The organism is Streptomyces sp. NPDC001219 (assembly GCF_053597915.1).
This window is the reverse complement of the sequence record NZ_JBSFJF010000031.1, coordinates 1-24904: the sequence shown is the minus strand read 5'-3', so window position 1 is coordinate 24904 and position 24904 is coordinate 1. Positions and strand designations below refer to the sequence as shown.

Annotated in this window: 20 protein-coding genes and 1 pseudogene; 7 read left to right on the top strand and 14 right to left on the bottom strand. The window is 71.4% G+C overall.

All coding sequences use genetic code 11. The features are described 5' to 3' along the window. The first annotated feature begins 180 nt into the window (after nucleotides 1–180). Complete coding sequence (locus ACWC9R_RS20770) at nucleotides 181–945, top strand: glycosyltransferase family 2 protein (RefSeq protein WP_450733470.1); 765 nt, start codon at nucleotides 181–183, stop codon at nucleotides 943–945. A gap of 22 nt (nucleotides 946–967) precedes the next feature. On the opposite strand, the gene ACWC9R_RS20765 is transcribed toward ACWC9R_RS20770, so the two are convergent. Then, nucleotides 968–1879, bottom strand: a complete 912-nt coding sequence (locus tag ACWC9R_RS20765; protein ID WP_450733468.1) for an FkbM family methyltransferase — start codon at nucleotides 1877–1879, stop codon at nucleotides 968–970. 256 nt (nucleotides 1880–2135) lie between these two features. Between ACWC9R_RS20765 and ACWC9R_RS20760 the strand changes: the two genes are divergently transcribed. Continuing rightward, the gene (locus ACWC9R_RS20760; RefSeq protein WP_450733467.1) at nucleotides 2136–2663 is read left to right on the top strand and encodes a hypothetical protein; all 528 of its coding nucleotides are present in this window, start codon (nucleotides 2136–2138) and stop codon (nucleotides 2661–2663) included. A gap of 80 nt (nucleotides 2664–2743) precedes the next feature. Here ACWC9R_RS20760 and ACWC9R_RS20755 read toward each other — a convergent pair whose 3' ends face one another. After that, on the bottom strand, nucleotides 2744–3961 hold the full coding sequence (locus ACWC9R_RS20755; protein WP_450733465.1) for an amidohydrolase family protein: 1218 nt from the start codon (nucleotides 3959–3961) through the stop codon (nucleotides 2744–2746). Nucleotides 3962–4150: 189 nt separating this feature from the next. On the opposite strand from ACWC9R_RS20755, the gene ACWC9R_RS20750 reads away from it, so the two are divergent. Further along, nucleotides 4151–4600, top strand: coding sequence for a DoxX family membrane protein (locus tag ACWC9R_RS20750; RefSeq protein ID WP_450733463.1), 450 nt, complete (start codon nucleotides 4151–4153; stop codon nucleotides 4598–4600). A 97-nt stretch (nucleotides 4601–4697) separates the two neighbouring features. Here ACWC9R_RS20750 and ACWC9R_RS20745 read toward each other — a convergent pair whose 3' ends face one another. Both ACWC9R_RS20745 and ACWC9R_RS20740 read right to left on the bottom strand, forming a co-directional pair. Continuing rightward, nucleotides 4698–6152: an LCP family protein gene (locus ACWC9R_RS20745; protein WP_450733461.1), complete on the bottom strand. Its 1455-nt coding sequence runs from the start codon at nucleotides 6150–6152 to the stop codon at nucleotides 4698–4700. 201 nt (nucleotides 6153–6353) lie between these two features. Beyond that, nucleotides 6354–8450 carry a bifunctional polysaccharide deacetylase/glycosyltransferase family 2 protein gene (locus ACWC9R_RS20740; protein WP_450733460.1) on the bottom strand — a complete coding sequence of 699 codons (2097 nt, stop codon included), beginning with the start codon at nucleotides 8448–8450 and terminating at the stop codon, nucleotides 6354–6356. 597 nt (nucleotides 8451–9047) lie between these two features. Here ACWC9R_RS20740 and ACWC9R_RS20735 point away from each other — a divergent pair. The 3 genes from ACWC9R_RS20735 (at nucleotide 9048) to ACWC9R_RS20725 (ending at nucleotide 13814) form a co-directional block, all read left to right on the top strand. Beyond that, on the top strand, nucleotides 9048–9860 hold the full coding sequence (locus ACWC9R_RS20735) for a TetR/AcrR family transcriptional regulator (protein ID WP_450733458.1): 813 nt from the start codon (nucleotides 9048–9050) through the stop codon (nucleotides 9858–9860). Nucleotides 9861–10163: 303 nt separating this feature from the next. Beyond that, nucleotides 10164–11456: a cytochrome P450 family protein gene (locus ACWC9R_RS20730; RefSeq protein WP_450733456.1), complete on the top strand. Its 1293-nt coding sequence runs from the start codon at nucleotides 10164–10166 to the stop codon at nucleotides 11454–11456. A gap of 546 nt (nucleotides 11457–12002) precedes the next feature. Then, complete coding sequence (locus ACWC9R_RS20725) at nucleotides 12003–13814, top strand: S9 family peptidase (protein WP_450733546.1); 1812 nt, start codon at nucleotides 12003–12005, stop codon at nucleotides 13812–13814. Nucleotides 13815–14300: 486 nt separating this feature from the next. On the opposite strand, the gene ACWC9R_RS20720 is transcribed toward ACWC9R_RS20725, so the two are convergent. Continuing rightward, entirely contained in the window at nucleotides 14301–15239 is a 939-nt protein-coding gene (locus tag ACWC9R_RS20720) for a cation diffusion facilitator family transporter (RefSeq protein ID WP_450733454.1), read from the bottom strand. A 186-nt stretch (nucleotides 15240–15425) separates the two neighbouring features. Here ACWC9R_RS20720 and ACWC9R_RS20715 point away from each other — a divergent pair, with 186 nt between their 5' ends. Then, nucleotides 15426–15602 (top strand): hypothetical protein, encoded by a 177-nt coding sequence (locus tag ACWC9R_RS20715; RefSeq protein ID WP_450733453.1) that lies wholly within the window; start codon nucleotides 15426–15428, stop codon nucleotides 15600–15602. Between the two features lie 65 nt (nucleotides 15603–15667). On the opposite strand, the gene ACWC9R_RS20710 is transcribed toward ACWC9R_RS20715, so the two are convergent. From ACWC9R_RS20710 to ACWC9R_RS20670, 9 genes and pseudogenes are all read right to left on the bottom strand, one after another. Beyond that, on the bottom strand, nucleotides 15668–16576 hold the full coding sequence (locus ACWC9R_RS20710) for an SURF1 family protein (protein WP_450733451.1): 909 nt from the start codon (nucleotides 16574–16576) through the stop codon (nucleotides 15668–15670). Nucleotides 16577–16664: 88 nt separating this feature from the next. Beyond that, on the bottom strand, nucleotides 16665–18239 hold the full coding sequence (locus ACWC9R_RS20705) for a hypothetical protein (RefSeq protein ID WP_450733449.1): 1575 nt from the start codon (nucleotides 18237–18239) through the stop codon (nucleotides 16665–16667). Further along, entirely contained in the window at nucleotides 18236–18898 is a 663-nt protein-coding gene (locus ACWC9R_RS20700; protein WP_181018554.1) for a SigE family RNA polymerase sigma factor, read from the bottom strand. The genes ACWC9R_RS20705 and ACWC9R_RS20700 overlap by 4 nt, the downstream gene beginning before the upstream one ends. Nucleotides 18899–19510: 612 nt before the next feature. Next, entirely contained in the window at nucleotides 19511–20626 is a 1116-nt protein-coding gene (locus ACWC9R_RS20695) for an aspartate-semialdehyde dehydrogenase (RefSeq protein ID WP_450733447.1), read from the bottom strand. Beyond that, nucleotides 20623–21894 carry an aspartate kinase gene (locus tag ACWC9R_RS20690; RefSeq protein ID WP_450733445.1) on the bottom strand — a complete coding sequence of 424 codons (1272 nt, stop codon included), beginning with the start codon at nucleotides 21892–21894 and terminating at the stop codon, nucleotides 20623–20625. Before ACWC9R_RS20690 ends, ACWC9R_RS20695 begins: the two co-directional genes overlap by 4 nt. Before the next feature lie 347 nt (nucleotides 21895–22241). Beyond that, on the bottom strand, nucleotides 22242–22907 hold the full coding sequence (locus ACWC9R_RS20685) for a DUF5063 domain-containing protein (RefSeq protein ID WP_450733443.1): 666 nt from the start codon (nucleotides 22905–22907) through the stop codon (nucleotides 22242–22244). Continuing rightward, nucleotides 22900–23499, bottom strand: coding sequence for a recombination mediator RecR (recR, locus tag ACWC9R_RS20680; protein ID WP_362603699.1), 600 nt, complete (start codon nucleotides 23497–23499; stop codon nucleotides 22900–22902). Before recR ends, ACWC9R_RS20685 begins: the two co-directional genes overlap by 8 nt. A 51-nt stretch (nucleotides 23500–23550) precedes the next feature. After that, nucleotides 23551–23901: a YbaB/EbfC family nucleoid-associated protein gene (locus ACWC9R_RS20675; protein WP_078889642.1), complete on the bottom strand. Its 351-nt coding sequence runs from the start codon at nucleotides 23899–23901 to the stop codon at nucleotides 23551–23553. 166 nt (nucleotides 23902–24067) lie between these two features. Next, nucleotides 24068–24904, bottom strand: a pseudogene (locus ACWC9R_RS20670) (DNA polymerase III subunit gamma and tau); the annotation flags it as partial.

Sequence of the window (24904 nt, the reverse complement as noted above, 5' to 3'; positions counted from 1 at the left end):
GTCCCGCTCGCGCACGGCGTCGCGGCGCCGCTTCCGCATTCTCCCCGCGTCGGCATCTCCCGGGGCCGTAAGGTGAGGCCATCCGCGCAGGTGAGCCGGAGCCCAGGAGGCACGCTGGAACTCCCGCCCGGCGGCCGCACGGAATGCTGTTCACCACTCCCCGGAAAGGTGGTGCGTGCCGTGCGCCGGCGCATCATCATCGTCACCGCCGTCCACGCCCCCTCGGCCCCCTTCCTGCCGGAGGCCTACGCGTCGCTCCGCCGCCAGGAACTCCCCGACGGATGGGAGTGGCACTGGGTGATCCAGGAGGACGGCACGACCGGGGACGTCGCCCCCTACGTCCCCGATGACCCGCGGGTGACGTTCCGGCAGGGACGGCCCGGCGGTCCCGGCGTCGCCCGCACCATCGCCCTCGCGCACGCGGAGGGCGAGTACCTCAAGGTCCTGGACGCCGACGACCAGTTGCCCCCCGGCACACTGGCCCGCGACCTGGCCGCCCTCGAAGGCGACAGCAGCCTCGGCTGGGCGACCTCACGCGCCCTCGACCTGCTGCCCGACGGCTCCACCACCGGCTTTCCCGGCGACCCGGCACCGGGCCCGATCGAGCGGGGCGCCGTGCTCGACTTCTGGAAGGCGAACGGCTTCCGCGCCCAGGTCCACCCGGCCACCCTCTTCATGCGCCGCGACCTGGCCCTCGCCCTCGGCGGCTGGATGGCGCTCCCGGCCTCGGAGGACACCGGCCTGCTGCTCGCCCTCAACGCCACGAGCCGCGGCTGGTTCTCCTCCGAGGTGGGCCTCCACTACCGCAAGTGGCCCGGCCAGGCCACCAGCCACCCCTCCCACACCGACACCACCGAACGCGCCGCCCGCATGGCCGTAGTGGAGGCCAGGGCCCGGCAGCTGGCGGGGTGGGAGTGGCGTTATCCGGGTGGGGGTGTGGGGTGAGCGGTGCTCGGCCGACCGGTGCTCACGGCAGCGTTTCCGCGTCGACGCGGGAGAAGACGAGGTCGCTCTCCTCGGTCACCGGCCCACGCCACCGCACCGGCACCGCCGGGGCACCGTGCAGCGCCGCCGGGTAGCTGGCCGGGTCGTAGCTGTTGGGGAGCCGGTAGGGGTGAAAGCCGTGTTGCCGCATGGTTTTGAGGAGGGCGTCCGGTGACTCGCCCAGGGCTTCCATGCGGGCGGGGGTGACTTCCACGGTGAGTTCCGCGTCGGGACGGAGCTTGTCGAGGAGGGGGGCCAGGCCGCGGATCACGGCGCCTTCCGCGCCCTCGACGTCGATCTTGATCACGCGGGCCGTCGCGGTCTCGTCCGCGTCCAGCAGGTCGGGCAGCGGATGCGCCTCGACCTCGTGGGTGACCTCCGCCGGTCCGTCGTACGGGACGATGCTGGCCGCGCCCATGTTCTGGGAGCTGGCGAGGATGAGGGTCACCGTCCGCCGTGCGTCGGCGACGGCGGTGTGGAGGGTGCGGATGTTGGTGCGGCCGTTGAGGTCGGCGTGGCGGCGGATCTGGGCGTGATACGTCGGTGAGGCCTCGATCGCGACCACCCGGCCCTTCTCTCCGACGAGTTGTGCGGCGAGCAGGCTGAAGTAACCGACGTTGGCGCCGATGTCGACGTAGGTGTCGCCGGGACGGAGGCGGCGTTGCAGCCAGTGCGTCATGTGGGGCTCCCAGAGGCCGAACATGTACACATAGCGCTGGATCAGGTCCTGGGTGTCGACGGCCATGGTGGCGCCGAAGCGGGTGCGGACGAGGCGGCGGCGGGGGTGTTGCCGCAGCCGCGGGTTGAGGTAGCGCGTGGCGAGTGCCGCCTTTCCCGCTAAGCCGGGGGCGTCCCGCAGGTATCCGCGCCCGAGCGTGGTCAGCGTCTCGCTCATGGTGTTGCTCATTCGGTCGTCTCTCCGTCGGCTTCTGTCGCACCGCGGCCTCGGCCGTCCCCGTACGGCGAGTGTCGCCGGGGCCCTCGGGCCGGTGTGTGCGGGCGAGGGGATCGTGCACCGCTCTGGTCTGTTGAGGCCGGGCGTGCCACCCTGCGCGGCATCCGTCGCCCGGCTCTGACCGTCACCGTGCCCACGGCCGGCGGGGGATACCCGTCCGCGCGGCAGTGTCGCTCTGACAGACAAGGAGACGGCGATGAGTGAGTCCGACGCAGAGGTGGTGCAGGGGGCGCCGCCCTCCCCTGCCGCTCCGTCCCGAGAGGCGGTGGGGGCGGGTGCCGGGGAGGCGCTCAGGGCCCGGCACACCGCGCGTACGCGCAGTGCCGACGTGCGTACCCGGGGCGCGTGCCGTTCCGCCGGGGTGGCGGCGGACCCGGGTGAGGTGATCGCCGTGCCGACGGAGGACGCGGCGAAGGCGGTGAACGCGGTGCGGCTGTCCGCCGACGCGCTCGCCGCGCTGGCCGAGGGGGTGGCGGACCCCGCGGCCGACGCCCGGCAGGCCCGGAACGCCGCCGCCGCTTCCGTACTCGCCGCCCAGGTCGCGCGGTCCCACGGCGCCGCGGAACTCTGCGAGGCCGCGTACCAGGCCGCCCTCAGGGCCTCGCAGGCCGCGGGGCTGGCCGCGGGGCGGGAGGGGATGGGCCGGAGCGAGGGGCTGAACGCCGCGGCGGAGGCGGCGGAGGACGCCGCGGTCGCCGCTGCCCGGGCGGCGGGCTGGTTGTAGCGCCGCGCCGCACGCTGTCCGGCAGCGTCGGTCCGTGACAGGGACGGTGCCGGACAGGAGCGGTGTGGGAGTGGGGCCGGTCAGCCCCGGTCGAAGGGGAGGTCCAGCATCCGGATCGCGTTGCCGCGCAGGATCTTGTACGTCACCTCGTCGGACAGGCCCGCCACATGCTCGGCCGCCACGTCCTTGGTGTGCGGCCAGGTCGAGTCGACGTGCGGGTAGTCGGTCTCGAAGGTGGCGTTGTCGACGCCCACGGTCTCGATCGACGCGACGCCGTGCCGGTCGCGGAAGAAGCAGCAGAAGATCTGCCGGTAGTAGTACGACGACGGCGGTTCGGGGATCAGGTCCTTCACCCCGCCCCACGCCCGGTGCTCCTCCCAGACGTCGTCGGCGCGCTCCAGGGCGTACGGAATCCAGCCCATCTGGCCCTCGCTGTAGGCGAGTTTCAGCCGGGGGAACTTCACGAGGACGCCGCTGAACAGGAAGTCCATCATCGAGGCCATCGCGTTGTTGAAGCTCAGGGAGGCCTGTACGGCGGGCGGCGCGTCCGGTGAGGCCGCCGGCATCTGGGACGACGAGCCGATGTGCATGTTCACGACCGTGCCGGTCTCCTCGCACGCGGCGAAGAACGGGTCCCAGTAGCCGGAGTGGATGGACGGCAGCCCGAGGTAGGTCGGGATCTCGCTGAAGGTCACGGCACGGACCCCGCGGGCGGCGTTGCGGTGGATCTCGGCGACCGCCAGGTCGATGTCCCACAGCGGGATGAGGCACAGCGGAATCAGCCGGCCGCCGCTGTCCCCGCACCACTCCTCCACCATCCAGTCGTTGTACGCCCGGACGCAGGCCAGCCCGACCTCCTTGTCCTCGGCCTCGGCGAAGGTCTGGCCGCAGAAGCGCGGGAACGTCGGGAAGCAGAGCGACGCCTCCACGTGGTTGAGGTCCATGTCGGCCAGCCGGGCCTTGGGGTCCCAGCAGCCGCGCCGCATCTGCTCCCGGGTGATGCCGTCCAGGGTCATCTCGTCACGGGAGAAGCCCACGGCGGCGATGATGCGCTTGTACGGGAAGATCAGTCCCTCGTACTCCCACCAGTCCGTGATCTGGCCCTCGGGGTCCGTCGTGAACCGGTACTTCCCCCCGACGTAGGCCAGTTCGCCGATGCCGGCGGTGAAGGGCTTCGGCCCCTTGTCCTGGTACTTCTTCGGGAGCCAGGTCCTGAAGAGGTGCGCGGGCTCGATCACGTGGTCGTCCACGCTGATGACCCTGGGAAGCTCCGCCGTGCCGCTCTGGTTGCTGATCACGCTGTACCCCCAACTGCCTGCCGCTGAGTCACGCCCTCGGGCCGGTATCTGACGACCCATCAGTTCGGAGGTTATGGGCTCGCCCGTGCGACGACAAGGCGAGGCAGGTAACTCCACCTCTTGCGGTATCGCCCGCCGTCCGCTGAACTGACGCATCGTCAGTTCAGCTTGCGGAGTCGAGGGGGCAGCATGCAGACGGTGTGGCTCAGCGGTGCCGAGTGGTTCGCCGTCCTCCGGGTCGGGCTCGGGCTGTGGTGGCTGGAGAGCTGGCGCCACAAGGACAAGAAGTCCTGGTTCGCGGGCGGCGGCATCACCTGGGCGGCCGGTATCGCCGCCGACCACCGGTGGCCCGTGGTCCGCAGGGGCTTCGACCGCCTGGTGAAACCTCGCCCCCGGCTGATGGCGTACGTCGTCGCCTACGCGGAACTCGCGCTCGGCCTCGGCCTGATCGTGGGCTTCCTGACGCCGATAGCCCTGGTCGCCGGGGCGGTGCTCAACCTGGTCTACCTCGTGCTGATGATCCACGACTGGGCGGAGCAGGGGCAGAACCTGATGATGACGCTGATCTCCGTCACCGCGCTGCTCGCCATGAGCTGGCAGAGCTGGTCGCTGGACGGGGCCTGGGGGCTGTTCCTTTAGGCGGGGGCTGTTCCTTCAGGCCGGGCGGCCGGCCGGTTGGGGCGGCCGCCCGTGCGCCCACCCGGGACGGGGCCGTGCCGGGTGGGCGGCGTGACGGTCAGTCCTTCTCCTTGACGGTCACCGGGCGGTCCTCGCTCAGCTCGCCGAAGAGCTGCTGCGCCTTGCGCTTGTTCCACAGCACGGCGCTGCCCTTGGAGGTCGGGAAGCCCAGGCTCGCCACGGGCACGTTGAGCCGCTTGCCGTCGCCCTCGGTGACGCCCTTCATCGCCTTGAAGAGCGAGGTGAGGTTCGGCAGCCCGGTGTCCTTGTCCACGATGAGGGTGCCGAGGCCCGCGCTCATCGTCGGGTAGACCGTGCCCGGGTCGAACAGGACACCCGGAGTCGCGGCCTTGTGGGCGAGCGCGGCCAGGAACTTCTGCTGGTTCTGGCTGCGGCCCAGGTCACCCTTGGCCTCCTGGTGGCGCTGGCGGACGAAGGCGAGTGCCGTACGGCCGTCGAGGGTGTGGCAGCCCTTCTTCAGGTTGGCGCCCGACTTCTCGTCCTTGATGTCCCGGTCCAGGCACATCGGCACCCCGCCGACCGCGTTCACGATGCCGACGAAGCCCGCGAAGCCGATCTCCGTGTAGTGGTCGATGTGCACGCCGGTGTTGTGCTCGATGGTCCGGACGAGCAGATCGGGACCGCCGAACGAGAACGCCGCGTTGAGCTTGTTCTTCGACGCGCGGTAGTGCTTGCCGGTCTCGGGGCGGATGTGCGGCGGAACGGTCACCCACGAGTCACGCGGAAGACTGACCATCGTCGTCCCGTGTTCACCTGTGTGCAGCAGGATCATCGAGTCGGTACGGCGCCCCGCATCGGCCGAGCCACCGGTGTGCAGGTTCTTCCTGGCACGGTCGGAGAGGCCCACCCGGCTGTCGGAACCCACAATCAGATAGTTGGTGCCCCCGCCCTTCGACGGGCGGCCGGCGATCTTGCCGAGGTCGACGTCACGGTTGAGCTCGGTGTCGGCCCAGACGTAGGTGCCCGCGGAGCCGAGGCCCAGCACGGTGGCCAGGACGATCAGCACCCGCACGATCCGGCGGCGCGGGCCCGCGGCGCGCCTGCCGCGGCCGGTGTCACCGTCGCCCGGACCCGCGGGTCCGGTACGGAGCGGGGGCCGCCCGTTGCCGGGAGTGCTGTGTAAACGGGGTGGCGGCGCCGGGGGAGCCGCGGGCACCGGAGCCTGGGCCGCGGTGGGCGCCTGAGGGACGCTGTCGTACGCGGCGTCGTACGTGGTGCCGTACGCGGCGTCGAACGCCGTGCCGTACATGGCGTCGTGCGCCGTGCCGTACATGGCGTCGTGCGCCGTGCCGTACGCGGCGTCGTACCCGGTGCCGTACGCGTCGTAGTCCAGGGGCCATGCCGGGGGTGCCTGAGACGGGGGCGCCTGGGGCGGCTGTGCCTGCCGCGGGTGGTCGGCCGGGTGCCAGATCTGCCCGTTGCCGATGTACTCCGCCTGCGCTTCGCCGCCGCGCCAGTTCCCGTCGAGCGGCCCCTCCAGCCATTCAGTCATGCGCGGAAGTCTGCATGCTCATGTCCACTTCGCCAACCGGTGTGTGGGGATATGCACAAACGAAAGGGCAGAATGCACTGAATGTGCGCTCCTGGAGCGGCCTCACGTACGCGGCGGCCGCCGGGCGGCGTCCGGCCGTGCCGCCCGGGTGTCCGCCCGGTCCAGAGCCGGACGGACACCTGTGGAACGCGCCGGCGGCCGTCATCGCGACGGCAGGCTCTCGTACGCGACCGCCTGGCCGATGTGCTGCGCGGCGGTGCCGGAGCGCTGCATGCGCTGCCACTTCAGCCGGGTGCCGAGCAGGAAGGCCACCACGGACTGGATGACCACCAGGTACATCAGCTGCCGGTAGACGAAGAGCTGGAGTGGCATCGCCCACAGTTCCCGTACCGGTTCGCCGTCGAGCTTCAGGGCGTATCCGGCGCAGACCAGCTGGAGGGCGAGGAAGCCGACCCACACCCCGGCCGCCAGCACCGGACCCTGGAAGAGCGCCCCGTAGAGGGCGAAGACGTCGACGATCGGCGCGAGCAGCGGCAGGGCGACCTGGAAGAGCGTGAGGTAGCTCAGCCCGCGGCGTCCGAAGCGGCCGGCCGGGCCCACCTCGATCACGGCACGGCGGTGCTTCCACATGGCCTGGAGGGTGCCGTAGCACCAGCGGTACCGCTGCCGCCACAACTGCCGCAGCGAGGTGGGCACCTCGGTCCAGGCGATGGCGGACTCCTCGTAGACCACCCGCCAGCCCGCCTGCCACAGGGCCATGGTGAGGTCGGTGTCCTCGGCGAGGGTGTCCTCGCTGACGCCGCCGACGCCCATCAGCGCGTCCCGGCGGAAGGCGCCGATGGCGCCGGGGACCGTCGGCATGCACTCCAGGACCTCGAACATCCGCCGGTCGAGGTTGAACCCGAAGACGTACTCCAGGTGCTGCCATTTGCCCAGCAGACGGCTGCGGTTGCCGACCTTGGTGTTTCCGCTGACCGCGCCCACGGCCGGGTGGGCGAGGGGCTGGACGAGCTGGTGGACGGCGTCCGGCTCGAAGACGGTGTCGGCGTCGACCATGACCACGATGTCGTGGCGCGCGTGGGCCAGACCGGTGTTGAGGGCGGCGGCCTTGCCCGAGTTGGGCTGGCGGATCACCTCCACGCGGGGGTCGTCGATCAGGGCGGCGATGTCCGCCGTGTCGTCCGTCGACCCGTCGTCGATCACGATGATCTGGAGGTGCTGGTGGGTGGAGGCGAGCAGCGAACGGACGGTGGAATCGATGCCGGCCGACTCGTTGTAGGCGGGGACCAGGACCGTCACCGGGTCGACGACCTCACGCAGCCAGGGGGAGCCCGGCCGGATGCGCGACAGCCGCCGGACATGGGCGCGGGCGAAGAAGATGAGCGAGGCCAGCCGCAGCACTCCCAGGGCGCCGCCGATGCCCAGCACCCAGGTCATCCCGCCGACGAACGCATGCCCGGCGATCTTGATGCCGACCAGGGCCTTGCCCACCCACTGCTCCCAGGCGGGGGCCGGGGTGTCGGCAGCGGGCATGCCCGCCCCCCAGGTCACGGTGGTGAACTTGTCGATCCTGGGGTTGCTGAGCAGCTTCTCGGTGTCGTGATAGGCGATGTCGTTCTGGCTGAACTGGCGGACCACGCCCTGGGCCGGCTTACGGAACCACCGGTCGGCGGCCACCAGGGTGTAGCCGTCCGCGGCGGCCTGCTGGGCGGCCTTCCACTCCGGGCCGCACATGGTGTCCACCGCGGTGGTCTGGGGCAGCCGCAGCAGGTCGGTGTGGATGCCCGCGGTGCCCGCCAGCGCCGACTGCGTCAGCGACAGCTCCAGCCGGGCCCGGAACGCCGAGGCCGAGCCCATGACCGCACCGGTGTAGGTGTTCGAGCCGATCTCATGGCCCTCGGCCTGGATGCGCCGCACCAGGTCCGGATGCTGGGCGGCCTGCGCGCCCTGGAGGAAGAACGTGGCCTTCGCATGGTGCTTGCGCAGCAGGTCGAGCAGGCGCGGCGTCCACACGGGGTCGGGGCCGCCGTCGTAGGTGAGCGCGACATTGCGGGCGGGCATCCCGGCGGACTTGACCTTGCCGCCGTCGAGGCGCACCACCGGGCCGCCCTTGTCCACGGCCCTGGGCACCGGTGTGGTGCAGGCGCGCCGGGTCTTCGCGGCGTCGACCTCGTGGGTGGTCCAGCCCTCGAAGAGCAGGGCGCCGAAGGCGAGGGGGAGTATGAGGATCAGCAGCAGCCAGTGACCGCGCGGGTCACGGGACTGCGCGTGCCGGCCACCCTTCGAGCGGCGGCTCACGGCGCGACCGGGGCGCCCTCGGGCAGGGTCGGGGCGGGGAGTCTTCGGACGGCGGCGCCGGTGGCTGTCGCCGGGGGCGTCCCGGCGCGGGTGCGGCACACCGGGACACCGCCGTCGGTCGCGGCGGGCGCCCGGCGGGGGGCGCGTCCACGCGCGTCGACGGCGTTCCGCAGCACCTTTCCGTGCCGGACGGAAGCGTCGGCACCCCGCTGGGAAGCACGTATTTTCTGCCGTTTTGCGTTCCGGCTGCCCTCACACATGGTCGGCGAGTGTACCCATCACGGATCACGGGCAGCGGCCTGCGGCCAGGCCCCTTCACCGCGATGACAAGCCCCGGGACCGGCGGTGGGGCCGCGCCACGCCGGGGTCGTTTGTCCAGGTCAGGAAGATATTGCGGGCGCCCTTTGCCCGGTATTGCGGCCTCTGCAACGCGGTACCGGGCCGCCCGGTGCTGAGAGTGTTCTAACACCTGACCGCTCCGGGAGGCCGTTCCGGCCGGTGGCTGAAAACACCCTTATCCATCGGGTTCTCCGGGCCTACCTTTGACTGTGTGACCGGATTCGAAATCTGGTCACGAAGCCGGCGGGGGGAGACGGCATGGAACGGGCGCAGCGCGCCGACCGCATCCTGGACGCGGCAGGGGACCTGCTGCTCGCCTGGGGCTACGGGCGGGTGACGATCGACGAGATCGCCCGGCGCGCCAAGGTCGGCAAGGGCACGGTCTATCTGCACTGGAAGACCAAGGACTCACTGCTTCTCGCCGTCATGCTGAAGGCTCAATTCCGCATTCATCACCGGCAGTTGACGCGTTTACGGGATGATCCGCTGGAGATTCTGCCGAGCCGGATGATGCGCCGGCAGTTCATCGACTTCCAGGGCGAACCGGTATTGCGCGCGCTCTACTCCGACGACACCGAAATCCTCGGCCGGCTCAACCACACCGCCAGGAAAGAGTTCGCGGAGCTGATGGTGCAGGGCGACCGGAATCTGCGCCGCCATCTGGAAGTGCTCCGCGCGCACGGCCTGGTACGCGACGACACCGATGTGGCACACCAGCAATACGCCTTGCTGGCGATGTCCACCGGCTTCTTCCTCTCCGAGTCACTGCTCACCGACCGTGGTCCGGAGAGCCTGGAGGTACGCGCCGACATCCTGGCCCGCACCATCCGGGACGCGCTGGAGGTGCCGGACGGCACGGGGCCGGTCCCCGGCGTCCCGGACTCCGGTGCCGCCCCGGCCCCCGGCGCTGACCTGGTGTTCGGCTCCGTGCCGGACTCCGGTTCGGGGCCGGACGCCTTCTCTGCCCGTACGCGCGCCGCGGCGGCCGCGGCCGCGCCCGACATCATCGCCGTCCACGAGCACTTCACCGAACTCTGCGTACAGGAGATGCGCCGGCAGATACGTGACTGAGGTGGCGCGGTGGATTCCTCCGCGGGACGGATTCGTGCGGTGCATTCCCGTACCGCGGCGGATTCCCGCGACGGTCCCCCGCACCGAACTCCCCACCGGGGGACGCCGGAGAGGCACCTCACGACACCACCCCCGAGCGAATCCACCCGGGCGAATCCACCCGCCCGGCTCCGCCTGACGGACATCCGGCCACGACTGCTCCTGCGCGTTCCGCGAAAGAAAAGAGCCACGTCCACGTTCTGACCCGGACGGTTCCCACCCGGACCCGTCCGGGCCGACTCCCAACCCGGAGGAGATCGAAAGATGTCGGCATTATCCAACTCCCCGCTCGCCGTACATGTCGGGAAACACCCGGGCGAGCCGAACGTGATGGACCCGGAGCTGATCACCGACCCGTTCGGCGGCTACGGCGCACTGCGCGAACAAGGCCCGGTCGTGCGGGGCCGGTTCATGGACGACTCTCCGGTCTGGCTCGTGACCCGCTTCGACGACGTCCGCCAAGTGCTGCGCGACCAGCGGTTCGTGAACAATCCGACCACACCGTCCCTGGGGCACTCGCTTGAGGAGAACCCCATGGTCAGGCTGCTGGACATGATGGGGCTGCCCGAGCATTTCCGGCCGTATCTGCTGGGATCGATCCTCAACAACGACGCGCCCGACCACACCCGGCTGCGGCGCCTGGTGTCGCGCGCGTTCACCGCACGCAAGATCACCGATCTGCGGCCACGGGTCGAGCAGATCGCCGACGAGCTGCTGGCCCGCCTTCCCGAGCACGCCGAGGACGGTGTGGTCGACCTCATCAGGCACTTCGCCTATCCCCTGCCGATCACCGTCATCTGCGAACTGGTCGGCATTCCGGAAGCGGACCGTCCGCAGTGGCGGAAGTGGGGCGCCGACCTGGTCTCGCTGCAGCCGGAACGGATGAGCGCCTCGTTCCCGGCGATGATCGAGCACATCCATGAGCTGATCCACGAGCGCCGCCGCGCCCTCACCGACGACCTGCTCAGCGAGCTGATCCGCACCCATGACGACGACGGCGGCCGGCTCAGCGACGTCGAGATGGTCACCATGATCCTCACCGTCGTCCTCGCCGGGCACGAGACCACCGCCCACCTCATAGGCAACGGCACGACGGCGCTGCTGACCCACCCCGACCAGCTCCGGCTGCTCCGGGACGACCCGGCGCTGATGCCGCGTGCCGTCCACGAGCTGCTGCGCTGGTGCGGGCCGGTCCACATCACCCAGCTGCGGTACGCCTCCGAGGATGTCGAGGTCGCCGGAACACCGATCCGCCGGGGCGACGCCGTCCAACTGGTCCTGGTGTCGGCCAACTTCGACCCCCGCCACTACACCGACCCCGAACGGCTCGACCTGACCCGGCACCCCGCGGGACACGCGGAGAACCATGTGGGGTTCGGCCACGGCATGCACTACTGCCTGGGCGCCACCCTCGCCAAACAGGAGGGCGAGGTCGCGTTCGCCCGGCTCTTCGCGCACTACCCGGAGGTGTCGCTGGGCGTCGCACCGGAACAACTGGAGCGGACAGCGGTGCCGGGCAGCTGGCGGCTGGAGGCGCTGCCGTTGCGGCTGGGGTGATTGGAGGGGCGGGAGGGGGCGCGGCTGGTCTCTCGGACGGACGAGGAGCAGTGCGGACTGTTGAGGGGGGGCGGGCTCCGTGCGGGACAGTTCCGTACGGGGCTCGTCCAGTGCCCGTACGGGGCCCGTGGGCCCGCCCGGCGCCGCCGCCCCGCCAGATCAGGGTGTCGCCACGGTCGTCCTTGCAGGAGACGGTCGCCGGACGCTGCCCCTTCGGCAGCATGAAGATCCGGCAGAGCGCCACCCGCGATGTGGACGCCCCCCTTCGTCCCACCTCGCACGATGGGCCTCCCGCCAATCCTCGAAGCCGATAATTCTGCACATTCGGCGAAGTTATCCACAGCCTTCCGGCCCGTGCCGACGGATTTCTCGCACCGGGCGCAGAATGGGCCCATGACTGACGAGACGACCCCAGCCCCAGGCCTCGACGCCACCGCCCCGCACCCTTCGACGACCACCACCCCGCCCCCGGCCGGGACGGGGACGGGCTCGGCCGGCCCGATAGCGGCGGCGGACGGGTCGGCGAGCGGCGCGGCGGACCCCGCGATGCCGGACTGGGAGAAGCGCTTCCGCGCACCGCGGATCGGGCTGCCGGACTGGGCCGAGGACGCCCCGGCCCGTTCCCTGTTCGTCTCGAACGCCACCGGCACCTTCGAGCTCTACGCCTGGGACCGGGCCACCGGCGAGCAGCGGCAGGCCACGGACCGGCCGAACGGCACCACGGACGGGACGCTGTCGCCGGACGGCCGCTGGATCTGGTGGTTCTCGGACACCGACGGGGACGAGTTCGGCGTCTGGATGCGGCAGCCGTTCGAGGGCGGCCCCGACGAGCCGGCCACCCCTGGTATCGCCCCCTCGTATCCGGGAGGGCTGGCGATCAGCCGGGACGGGACCGCGGTCGTCGGATGCTCGACGGACGAGGAGGGCTCGACGGTCCATGTCGTGCGGCCGGGGCAGTCTCCGGTGGAGATCTACCGGCACCGCGAGTCCGCGGGCGTCGGCGACCTCTCGCACGACGGCTCGCTGATCGCCCTTGAGCACACCGAGCACGGCGACGCGATGCACTCCGCGATCCGCGTCGTACGGCCCGACGGCTCCACGGTCGCCGAGCTGGACGACACCAAGGGCGGGACGGAGGAGCTGGGCCTGTCCGTGATGGGCTTCGCGCCGGTGGACGGGGACGCCCGGCTGCTGGTCGGGCATCAGCGGCGGGGCCGCTGGGAGCCGATGATCTGGGACCCGCTGACCGGCGTGGAGACGGCCCTGGACATCGACCTCCCCGGAGATGTCGGTGCCGACTGGTATCCCGACGGTTCGGCGCTGCTGGTGGAGCACGAGTACCAGGCACGGAGCGAACTGTGGCGCTACGAGCTGGGCGCATCGGGCGGCGGCAGCGGCCCGGCCGGTGCCGCCGCCACCGGTTCGCTGACCCGGGTCGAGACCCCGGCCGGCACGGTCTCGGGCGCCACCGCGCGGCCGGACGGCACGGTGGAGTTCCTCTGGTCGTCGGCGGCACAGCCCCCGGAGGTGCGGTCGACGAGCGGTGAGGTCGTGCTGGACCCGCCCGGGATGAAGGCGCCCGGTTCGGTGCCGGTGCGGGACGTCTGGGTGGAGGGCCCCGGCGGCCGTATCCACGCACTGGTGCAGCAGCCTGCGGGCGAGGGCCCGTTCCCGACGGTGTTCGACATCCACGGCGGCCCGACCTGGCACGACAGCGACGCCTTCGCCTCGTCGCCCGCGGCCTGGGTGGACCACGGCTTCGCGGTCGTACGCGTCAACTACCGCGGTTCGACCGGCTACGGCCGCGCCTGGACGGATGCCCTCAAGCACCGCGTCGGGCTGATCGAGCTGGAGGACATCGCCGCGGTGCGCGAGTGGGCGGTCTCGTCCGGACTGGCCGATGCGGAACGGCTGGTGCTGTCGGGCGGCTCATGGGGCGGCTATCTGACGCTGCTGGGACTCGGCACCCAGCCGGATGCCTGGGCCGTGGGCCTGGCGGCGGTTCCGGTCGCGGACTACGTCACGGCGTACAACGACGAGATGGAAGCCCTCAAGGCGATGGACCGCACCCTCCTCGGCGGCACCCCTGAGGAGGTCCCGGAACGCTTCGAGGCCTCGTCCCCCCTGACGTACGTGGACGCGGTGCGCGCCCCCGTCTACATCTCCGCGGGCGTCAACGACCCACGCTGCCCGATCCAGCAGGTGGAGAACTACGTCCAGCGCCTGGAAGGCCGCGCCCATCCGCACGAGGTCTACCGCTACGACGCCGGGCACGGCTCCCTCGTCGTGGAGGAACGCATCAAGCAGGTCCGCCTGGAGCTCGATTTCGCCCAGCGCTATGTGAACGAGAGGGGCTGAGCATTTCCCGGCGGTGATAGGAGGGGCGTCGCCGCGTCTGAGCGGGCAAGGCGCTGGGGCGGCTGGGGCGGCGCCCCCGGGCGGTGGCCGGATGGGCGAGACGCGGTGGCTGGGCGACGCGTCGGCTGGTTCTGCGGGAGCGGGGAGGCGGTCGTGATGACAGACACCGCGCCGTGCGGTGTCTGTCGGCGCGGTGCCCGGTCGTGACCATCGGCACAGCCTCGGACCGGGGCCGGGCTGGGGCTCGGGCTCGGGCTCGGCTGACCGTCGCCTATGGCCTGAGGCCATGACCGCAGGCCAGAGCCTCAGGCCAGGACCTCAGGCCAGCGCCTCAGGCCATGACCGCAGGCCAGAGCCTCAGGCCAGCGCCTCGGGCCAGGACCTCAGGCCTGGGCCTCAAGGCGTGAAGTCCGGGGCCGTAGGTGGGTGGTGGTGGGAGGGGGAGGGTGGGGCGGGGGCGGGGGGCGGGGAGGCCCCCCGAAGCGGTCAAGGAAAGACGTGGTGGGCCAAAGCCGCATGTGGGTCCCGGCCGTTGGGGGTGTCTTCGGGGGTGTGGTCCGTGTGGACGGTGGCGGCGGTGAGGCGGGGGACCGCGTGGATGAGGGCGTGTTCGGCGGCGACGGCGAGGGCATGGGCCTGCACCACGGTCAGGCGGGAGTCGACGACGATGTCCGCCTCGGCCCGCAGGGTGTGGCCGATCCAGCGCATACGGACCTGCCCGACGCCGTGCACGCCGTCGACCGCGCGGAGTGCGTTCTCGGCGGCCTCGATGAGTTCGGGGTCGACGGAGTCCATCAGCCGCCGGTAGACCTCCCGGGCGGCGTCGCGCAGCACCATGAGGATGGCGGCGGTGATCAGCAGGCCGATGAGGGGGTCGGCCAGCCGCCAGCCGAGCGCCGCACCGCCCGCGCCCAGGAGAACGGCGAGGGAGGTGAAGCCGTCGGTACGGGCGTGCAGGCCGTCGGCGACCAGGGCGGCCGAGCCGATCCTGCGGCCGGTGCGGATGCGGTATCGGGCGACCCACTCGTTGCCGAGGAAGCCGATCACGGCGGCGATGGCCACGGCCCACAGGTGAGTGACATCGCGGGGGTGCAGGAGCCGGTCCACGGACTCGTAGGCGGCCCATGCCGAGGAGGCGGCGATCGTCAGCACGATGGCGATGCCCGCGAGGTCCTCGGCACGGCCGTAGCCGTAGGTGTAGCGGCGGTTCGCGGCCCGGCGGCCGAGCAGGAAGGCGATGCCCAGCGGCACGGCGGTCAGGGCGTCGGCGGCGTTGTGGATCGTGTCGCCGAGGAGCGCCACCGACCCCGACATCGCGACGATCACCAGTTGGATCAGGCTGGTCAGGCCCAGGATGCCGAGCGAGATCCACAGCGTGCGCAGGCCCTCGCGGGAGGTCTCCAGCGCGGCGTCGACCTTGTCCACGGCGGCGTGGCTGTGCGGGGTGACCAGGTGCGCCAGCCGGTGCCGGACCCGCGCCCAGCGTCCGGAGCGCCGCGAGTCGTACGGAGGCCCATGCCCGTGTCCATGCCCACCCCCATGCGCAGGGCCCTGAGCGTCCCCTTGCCCATCCCCATGCACATGTCCCTGCGCATACGGACCGGACGCCACATGGCCAACGCCGTGCGGCTGACCAACACCGTGCGCATGGCCAAGGCCGTGCGGCTGACCACCGCCCTGCGCCCGACCACGCCCGTCCGGCTCCTGCCGATGAACGCCATTGCCTGCCATACGGCCTACCGTGGCACGCCGAACCGATTGCGGCTACCACCGTCATACGCCCTCTGACCAGGTGCAACCTCGTTGCAGAAGCCGGCTCGGACCACTAGCGGGAGCACCGCCCCGTCCGCGCCTCAGCCCCTCCCGACCCCCGCAGCCTCACCACTCCCCTGAACCGGGTCCCCGGCCCGAACCCCAGCCCGGCCCTCGCCCAGCTCACCGTCCCCCGCCCCAGCCACGTCCCCATCCCCGTCCCCCAAGCCAATCCCCAGCGCCGCGTCCTTGGCGGCCTCGGTGTCGCGGCGGAAGAGGCGGAACCACATGAAGACGACGAAGCCGGCGAAGACGAACCACTCGCCGGTGTAGCCGAGGTTCTGGAAGGACTTGAGGTCCAGCCCGCTGCCCTCGGCCGCGGCCGGGGGGACGGCGCGCAGCGGGGCCTGGGTGTCGGTGAGCGTGATCCAGGCGTCGTAGACCTCGTACGGCACGATGTTGACCAGCGACGCCGCGCTGATCATGCCGAGCTGGCCGGGCGCCAGTCCGCCGCCGGCGTGGGCGCCGTCGGTGCCCTGGTTCTCGGAGGCCTGGAGCGCGCCGGTGACCGTCACCTCGCCCTTGGGCGGCGGGGGCACCTTCGCCGTGTCGGCCTTCGCGCCGGCGTCGCCGGGCAGCCAGCCCCGGACGACCGGCAGGGCCTTGCCGCCGTCCGTACGGAGCAGACCGAGGACGTAGAAGCCCTGCCGCTCGCCGTGCTTGTCCTTCAACGTACGGTCCGGGACGAGCAGTTGGTGCCCGGTGTCGTAACGTCCGCGGGCGCTGGCCTGTCGGCCGGAGGTGATCTTGTCGACGGGCAGCAGCCGCTCCAGCGGGCGGGCGGCCGCGGTCTTGGCCCGCGCGGAGCGGTCCTCCTGCTGCTGGTGGCTGTCGACGCGGTCCTCGAAGCGGCTCAGCTGCCAGCTGCCCATGAAGATGCAGACGGGGATCGCCAGTACGGCGAAGACGTTGATTCCCCACCACCGCGGGGTCAGCAGGAACCGGTACACGCTCCCAACGGTACGGGGCCCGGGCGGCGGGGCCGCACCGCCCCCTCCACGGCCTGGTCCCGAGGGCCGGGACCTGGGCCGTCGGCCCCTATCGGGCCGCCAGCGCCTCGGTGCGGTAGACCGTCCCGGCACACGCGTCCTTGACCTTGGCGTCGGCCGCGGCGGGTTCGCCGGCCTCCGGTGTGTGGCTGAGCACGATGTTCCCGGACGCGTTCCCGCCGTCGCCGGGCCCCTCGTCGCCGCCTCCCTGGCCGCCGCCGTCGCCGCCGGGCGTCGTTCCGGCGTCCGGGGACTGGCCCGGGTCCTTGGAGGCCTCGGGGGTCGGCGTCGGGCCAGGGGTGGCGCATCCCGTGGTGCCGCCGCCGGACTCCGGAATCCAGGCGAACTTGACCTCGTACGCCTCCCCCGGCTTGAGAACCAGCTGGTCAGGGGTGGTGGCCGGGTCGGGCAGCCCGGTGGCCTCGTCGCCCGAGGTGTGGTCGACGACGTGGATGCGGCCGGCGTTCGCGGCGCCCTGGGCGACCAGGCCGACGGTGCCGCCGCCCTCGACGGAGCAGGCGGCGCCGGACGTGTTGACCACCCGGAACGCGCCGTAGACGCGGCCCGCGGAGTCCGCCGTACCGACCGTGCTGGTGCCCCGGCCGAGCTGTTCACGCCCGCAGACCGGCGAGGTGACGTCCATGGTCTCGTCCGGGGCGGGTGCGCTGCCGCCCCCGCCGTGGCCGGCGCCGTTCTTCTCCGTGGCCTTGCCGTGGCCCTCGGGTTCGCCCTCGTCGCGCGGCTGGCCGTCCTTGCCGGCCGGCAGGGGACCGGCCTGCTCGGTGCCCTCGCCGTGGGCGCCCTCGGTGCCGCCCTGGGGGTGCGGCGTGCTCGCCGCGTTGGCGGGCCGCTCCTCGGAACTGCCGGCGAGGTTGGCGACATGGACCATGGCGGGGATGGACGTCCCGCCGAGGAGCAGCGCGGCCGCGGCGCCGACGACGGCGTGCCGGCGGCGCTGACGGCGGGCGGGCACCGCACGGCGCAGCTGTTCCAGGGCGTCCGGTGCGGGTTCGAGGTCGCCGACGCGGGCGTGCAGCAGCCGCCGCAGGTCGTCCTCGCCGCCGAAGTCGCCGCCGGTGGGGTGGCTCCGGCCGGGTCCGTCCCCGCCGCCGTTGCCGCCGCCGGTACCGGAGCCGGTGGGCCCGTCGGTGCCGTACGCATGGCTGTCGGCCTCGTCGGCGCCGCCCGTCACACCCTCTGTTTCTCCTCGCGCACCGTCCGTGACAGCGATGTCATCGCTGCCGCCGGAAAGTTGGCCGGTTTTCGCACCCTGCCCGCAGGTGTCGCCGGGCCGACGGCCGCCGCCCGGCGCACCGTCGGGACGCCCTTGCGCCTCACGCGCCCCATACAGCCCACGCACCCCATCGGCGGACTGTGTGCGCGCGCCCGGGCGCGCCGCGTCGAGCGGGCCGAGCCCGTGGATGCGGATACCGCTGTGCTTCATGGGGTCGTTCGAAGTGGGGTCGTTCGAAGTGGAGTCGCGCGAAATGAGGTCGCTCGGAATCGGGTCGTTCGAAATGAGGTCGTTCGGCGTGCTCGGGAACATCGGGGTACTCGGGCGGATCGTGTCGTGCGAGCCGTACGCGTCGTACGGGTGGTGCCGGCCGGACGTCGTGCCACTCATGCCGGAGCCTCCATCGCGACGCGCAGCGCCGCGATGCCACGTGAGCCGTAGGCCTTCACGGAACCGAGCGATATGCCGAGCGTCTCGGCCACCTGCGCCTCGGTCATATCGGCGAAGTAGCGCAGCACCAGCACTTCGCGCTGGCGGCGTTGCAGCCCCCGCATCGCCTTGATCAGCTGGTCCCGCTCCAGCAGGTCGTACGCGCCCTCCTCGGCGCTCGCCATGTCGGGCATCGGCTTGGAGAGCAGCTTGAGCCCGAGGATGCGGCGACGCAGCGCGGAGCGCGAGAGGTTGACGACGGTCTGCCGGAGGTAGGCCAGGGTCTTCTCGGGTTCGCGCACCCGTCCGCGCGCGGAGTGCACGCGGATGAAGGCCTCCTGGACGACGTCCTCGCAGGAGGCGGTGTCGTCGAGGAGCAGCGCGGCGAGACCGAGCAGCGAGCGGTAGTGCGCGCGGTAGGTCTCGGTGAGGTGGTCGACTGTGGTGCCCGCTGCCATCGCGTCGTCAGTGTCCCCACGTTGTGGGGGAATCTGCGCGGGGCGCGTGGTGGGCCAGGGAGCGATCACCGGCATGCCCCCGGACACACGGGAGCGCGGTGGGTGCACTGCCGCGCCGGCTGCGCCCGCTGGGGCGATGGTGAATCCGAGTACCTCTGCCACGCTTGTTGGACACGCTTCCCCCTGTAAGGGTTGTACGCGCAAGGCACCGCTTTTGACGATGCATCAAATGCCCTCATGCGTACCAGCTCTTCCTGAATGCCCTGATTGCCCCTACGTGAAGACCCTGACGCCCGAGGGCTCACTTGTGACCCGCGGGCATCCCGGGGGCCACCCCTGAGGGCAGCCACAAAGACGCGCCCCGCCCAACTGTCGGTTGCAGTACGGCGGGGGCGAATGGCCGAGCGGAGCATCAGCCCAGATCACACGGTGGGGCCGACGATTCACTCACAGAATCTTCACACGCTGCACGAATTATCTCCCAGGCACCGGGCACACGGGGCCGAACCCGCCAAGTCGTATACCGATCCCGCCAAGTCGCCTGCCGAGCCCGGCCGTCGCGGCTGTGACGGCCCTCAGCTGCGCCGGGCCCGGCGGCCGAGCACCAGCCGGGACACCACAACGGAGCGTTTCGGAACGCACGCCGCCCCGGCGCACGGACAAGGAATCACCGGAACCCCCGCGCACAAGGAAGCAAGGACGCAAGGACGCAAGGGAACCAACAGAGCAGCCGAACAACAAAGCAACGGCGCAACGAAGCACCGCCGCCCCCGCCTACCCCCGGAGTTCGGCCGCCACCAGCTCGCCGACCTGCGCCGTGTTCAGCGCCGCCCCCTTGCGGAGGTTGTCGCCGCACACGAAGAGTTCCAGCGCCCGCGGATCGTCCAGCGAACGCCGTACCCGGCCGACCCAGGTCGGGTCGGTGCCGACGACATCGGCGGGGGTGGGGTACTCGCCCTGTGCCGGGTCGTCGCTGAGGACGACGCCGGGGGCGGCGGCCAGGATCTCGTGCGCGCCGGCGACGGTGACCTCGTTCTCGAACCGGGCGTGCACGGTCAGCGAGTGGGTCGTGATCACCGGAACCCGGACGCAGGTCGCGGTGACCGGCAGCTCCGGCAGCCCGAGGATCTTGCGGGACTCGTCGCGGATCTTGAGCTCCTCGGAGGACCAGCCGTCCTCCTGGAGCGAGCCGGCCCAGGGCACGACGTTGAGCGCGATCGGCGCCGGAAACGGCCCCAGGGTCTCCCCGACGGCCCGCCGTACGTCGCCGGGCGCGTTCCCCAGCTCCGTACCGGACACCGCGGACAGCTGCGCCCGAAGCGTGTCGACGCCCGCTGCGCCCGCCCCGGAGACGGCCTGGTACGAGGAGACGATCAGCTCGCTCAGCCCGTATTCGGCGTGCAGCGCGCCCAGCGCGACGATCATCGAGAGCGTGGTGCAGTTCGGGTTGGCGATGATGCCGCGCGGGCGCACCCGTGCGGCGTGCGCGTTGACCTCGGGCACGACGAGGGGCACGTCCGGGTCCAGCCGGAACGTGCCCGCGTTGTCGATGACGACCGCGCCCTTGGAGACCGCGACCGGCACCCACTGTGCGGAGACCTCGTCGGGGACGTCGAACATCGCGACGTCGATCCCGTCGAAGGCCTCCTCGCTCAGCGCGACGACCTCCACCTCCGCGCCCCGCACGGTCAGCTTGCGGCCGGCCGAGGAGGGAGAGGCGATCAGCCGGATCTCACCCCAGATGTCGGCCCGCTCGGACAGGATGCCCAGGAGGACCGAGCCGACGGCACCGGTGGCACCGACGACGGCGAGCTGCGGCTTGGCGGCCGTACGGGCGTCCGTCCCCAGCGTGTCAGCGAGGGACGGACGGCCCGCCTCGGCCGGAATCATCGACCGGTGCCGCCATAGACCACTGCCTCGTCACTGTCCGTGTCGAGACCGAAGGCGGTGTGCACGGCGCACACGGCCTCGTTGACGTCGTCGGCACGGGTGACGACCGAGATGCGGATCTCGGAGGTCGAGATGAGCTCGATGTTCACGCCGGCGCCCGACAGCGCCTCGAAGAACGTCGCGGTGACGCCGGGGTTGGTCTTCATCCCCGCGCCGACCAGCGAGATCTTGGCGATCTGGTCGTCGTAGCGCAGCGAGTCGAAGCCGACCGCGGCCCGGGTCTTCTCCAGGGCGGCGACGGCCTTGCGGCCCTCCGCCTTGGGCAGCGTGAAGGAGATGTCGGTCAGACCGGTCGACGCGGCCGACACGTTCTGCACGACCATGTCGATGTTGACCTCGGAGTCCGCGATCGCACGGAAGATGCGCGCCGCCTCGCCCGGCTTGTCCGGGACTCCGACGACCGTGACCTTCGCCTCGGAGGTGTCATGTGCGACGCCCGAGATGATTGCCTGCTCCATCGGCTGGTCCCCTTGCGGTTCGTTGCTGACCCAGGTGCCCCTCAGTCCCGAGAAGGACGAGCGGACATGGATCGGGATGTTGTAACGGCGTGCGTACTCGACGCAGCGGTGCAGCAGCACCTTGGAGCCGGAGCTGGCCAGCTCCAGCATGTCCTCGAAGGAGATCCAGTCGATCTTCCGGGCCTTCTTCACGACCCGCGGGTCAGCGGTGAAGACACCGTCCACATCGGTGTAGATCTCACAGACATCGGCGTCCAGGGCTGCCGCCAGCGCGACGGCGGTGGTGTCCGACCCACCGCGCCCCAGCGTCGTGATGTCCTTCTTGTCCTGGGACACACCCTGGAAGCCGGCGACGATGGCGATGTTGCCCTCGTCGACGGACGTCTTGATCCGGCCGGGTGTGACGTCGATGATCCGTGCCTTGTTGTGCACGGAATCGGTGATGACACCGGCCTGGCTGCCCGTGAAGGACTGTGCCTCATGGCCGAGGTTTTTGATCGCCATCGCCAGCAGGGCCATGGAGATCCGCTCTCCGGCGGTCAGCAGCATGTCGAACTCGCGCCCCGACGGGATCGGGGACACTTCCTGCGCGAGATCGATCAGCTCGTCCGTCGTGTCGCCCATCGCCGAAACCACCACGACAACCTGGTTGCCGTTCTTCTTGGCTTCGACGACTCGCTTGGCAACGCGCTTGATGCCCTCGGCATCCGCAACGGATGAGCCGCCGTACTTCTGCACGACAAGGCCCACGTGCGCTCCTCGCAACTGTCTCTTCGGGAGTTTCCTCCCGGACCCCCGGAAATGGGGGTACTGCGGTCGGCTCAGTCTAACGAGCAAGCGGAATCCGCCCTGCTGATACCACATCGTGAGACGTGAGACTCACCCATTGATCACGGCTGGCTCACCGTGATCACCTGACGCGTGAGTTCCACGTCCCGCGGCGGATCTTCCACAAGGCGCACCGTTGCGCCTGCTCGGCGAGCACATGCCCGCTCCAGACCGGTACACACGGAAACGTAACCCAGGTCACAGGGTCGGGGCGCGGCGAGGACACCCGGGCGGCCGGAGAATTCCGCCCCGACGGCCGTCCCCCGGGCTCACGTCCCCCGCAGCCCCAGCGGCCCGGCGATCTCCGCCGCCATGACCTTGCCGGCCTCCTCGGCGAGCAGCTCCTCGTCGCCGGCGGTGACGTCGCTGTCGGTGTCCAGGCCGTCCAGCTCGACCAGCGGCTGGTCGAGGCGTACGTGGGCGACCAGCGACTGCAGCGCGCGCAGGGCGGCCGAGGCGGTCGGGCCCCAGTTGGAGAGGTAGGAGAACTGCCACCACCACAGCGCTTCGCTGACCCGGCCCGCACGGTAGTGCGCCAGGCCGTGCCGCAGGTCGGTGATGATGTCGGCCAGGTCGTCGGAGATCCGGCTGGCGACCGGCTCGCTGCGCGGCACATACGGGTCGAAGACCTCGGAGTACACGTCGACCGGGTCGAGCAGGTTCGCGAAGCGCTCGCGCAGCTCGTCGACGTCCGGCTCCGGGCCGATGTCCGGCTCGTACCGCTCGTCGGGGACGAAGTCCTCGTGCGCGCCCAGACGGCCGCCGGTGAGCAGCAGCTGGGAGATCTCCAGCAGCAGGAAGGGCACCGCGCTGTCCGGCTCGTCGCCCTTGGCGACCTCCGTGACCGCGACGATGAAGCTCTCGATCGAATCGGAGATCGATACGGCGAAGTCGTCCGGGTCCTGTGTCGCGTTGTGCAGCGTGGCATCAGACATCGAGAAGTCTCCTCCCTTCGAAGGCCCGCCCCAGCGTGACCTCGTCCGCGTACTCCAGATCGCCGCCGACCGGCAGTCCACTCGCCAGTCGCGTCACTCTCAGGCCCATGGGTTTGATCATGCGGGCCAGATACGTGGCCGTGGCCTCGCCCTCCAGATTCGGGTCGGTGGCCAGGATCAGCTCGGTGACGGTGCCGTCCGCGAGCCTGGCCAGCAGTTCCCTGATCCGCAGGTCGTCGGGGCCCACGCCCTCGATCGGGCTGATCGCCCCACCGAGGACGTGGTAGCGACCGCGGAACTCGCGGGTCCGCTCGATCGCCACGACGTCCTTGGGCTCCTCCACGACGCAGATGACCGCCCGGTCGCGCCTCGGGTCCAGGCAGACCCGGCACTGCTCCTCCTGCGCCACATTGCCGCAGGTGCCGCAGAACCGGACCTTCGCCTTGACCTCCATCAGCGCGTTCGCGAGCCGGCGGACATCGGTCGGCTCGGCCTGAAGAATGTGGAAGGCGATCCGCTGCGCGCTCTTGGGACCGACGCCGGGCAGTCTGCCCAACTCGTCGATCAGGTCCTGGACCACGCCTTCATACACGGAACGTCTTCTTTCTCTTCTGCCGTGCTGCGTACGCTAGTTGGCTACTCCTCAGAAGGGGAGACCGGGGATTCCGCCACCGCCGAGACCCTGGGCGAGCGGGCCGAGCTTCTGCTGCTGGAGCTGCTGGGCGCTGGCGTTGGCGTCCCGGACCGCCGCCAGAACGAGGTCGGCGATCGTCTCGGCCGTCTCCTCCGCGGAGTCGGTGTCGACCGCCTTGGGGTCGATGACCAGGCCCTGGAGCTCTCCGGAGCCGGTCACCGTCGCCTTGACCAAGCCGCCGCCCGCGGAACCCTCGACGGGTGTCTCCGCCAGTTCCTGCTGGGCTGCCGCGAGGTCCTGCTGCATCTTCTGAGCCTGCTGGAGCAGCTGCTGCATATTGGGCTGACCACCGGGGATCACGACGTGACTCCTGCCATACGACAACGATTGGTGCGGTAGCCCGAGCCTACGTGTTTCACGGGCCCCGCGCCCTACGCCGGAGGGAGGAGCGCGGGTGTACGCCCGGCGTACGCCCGGTTACCCGTTTTCACCCCTCCCGGCCCGCCTACGCGGAGCCGTCCGGCGCCTACTCGTTGTTGAACTCCTCCAGCACCGTCGCGCCGAGCTCCCGCACGATCAGGTCGTGTCCGCTGAGCGCGGAGTCGACGAGATCGGGGTCGTCCTCGGCCGGCATGTCGTACTCGATCGACGGGGGCTCCGGCGCGCGGTACGCGGGCTCCGCCGCGGGCGCGCCCTGGCCGCCGCCCGCGGACGACGGGGAGGACACCGCCTCCCGGGCCATCCGGGCACCCTGGCTTCCGCCGCCGCCACCGCCGCCGTCCGGCCCGTACTGGCCGCCGGACGACGGGGGCGCCGGGGGGCCGCTCTGCTGGGGCGGGGGCTGGGGCGCGCCCTGCTGCGGCGCGGCGGGCGCACCGCCGCCGAAGCCGCCGCCCCCTCCGCCGCCGAAGCCGCCACCGCCGCCGCGGGGGGCGCCGCCGGCCGCCGGGCCGGCGCCGCCCGACGGGTCGACGATCGCCTCGACCCGCCACTGCACCTGGAACCGCTCGGCGAGCACGTCCTTGAGGACGTCCTCGCTTCCTCCGTTGGCGAAGCTGTCGCGGGCACCGGCATTGGGGAAGCCGATCTGGAGGGTGGTGCCGTCGAAACCGGAGACCTGGGCGTTCTGGCTCAGCAGAATCCATGTGAAGCGGCGGCGGTCCTTCACCGCCTCCAGGATGTCCGGCCACATCTGCCGCACCTGGGCGGCACCCTGCGCCGCCCCCGGGGCCGCACCGGCCGCCGCCGGCGGCTGGCTCGCGGGCGCGGGTGTGGGTGCACCGGCCGCCGGGCCGGAGGCGGCGGGCGGTGCCGCGGGGGCCCCGCCCTGTGGCGCCCGGCCGCCCTGGCCCGGCGCCACGGC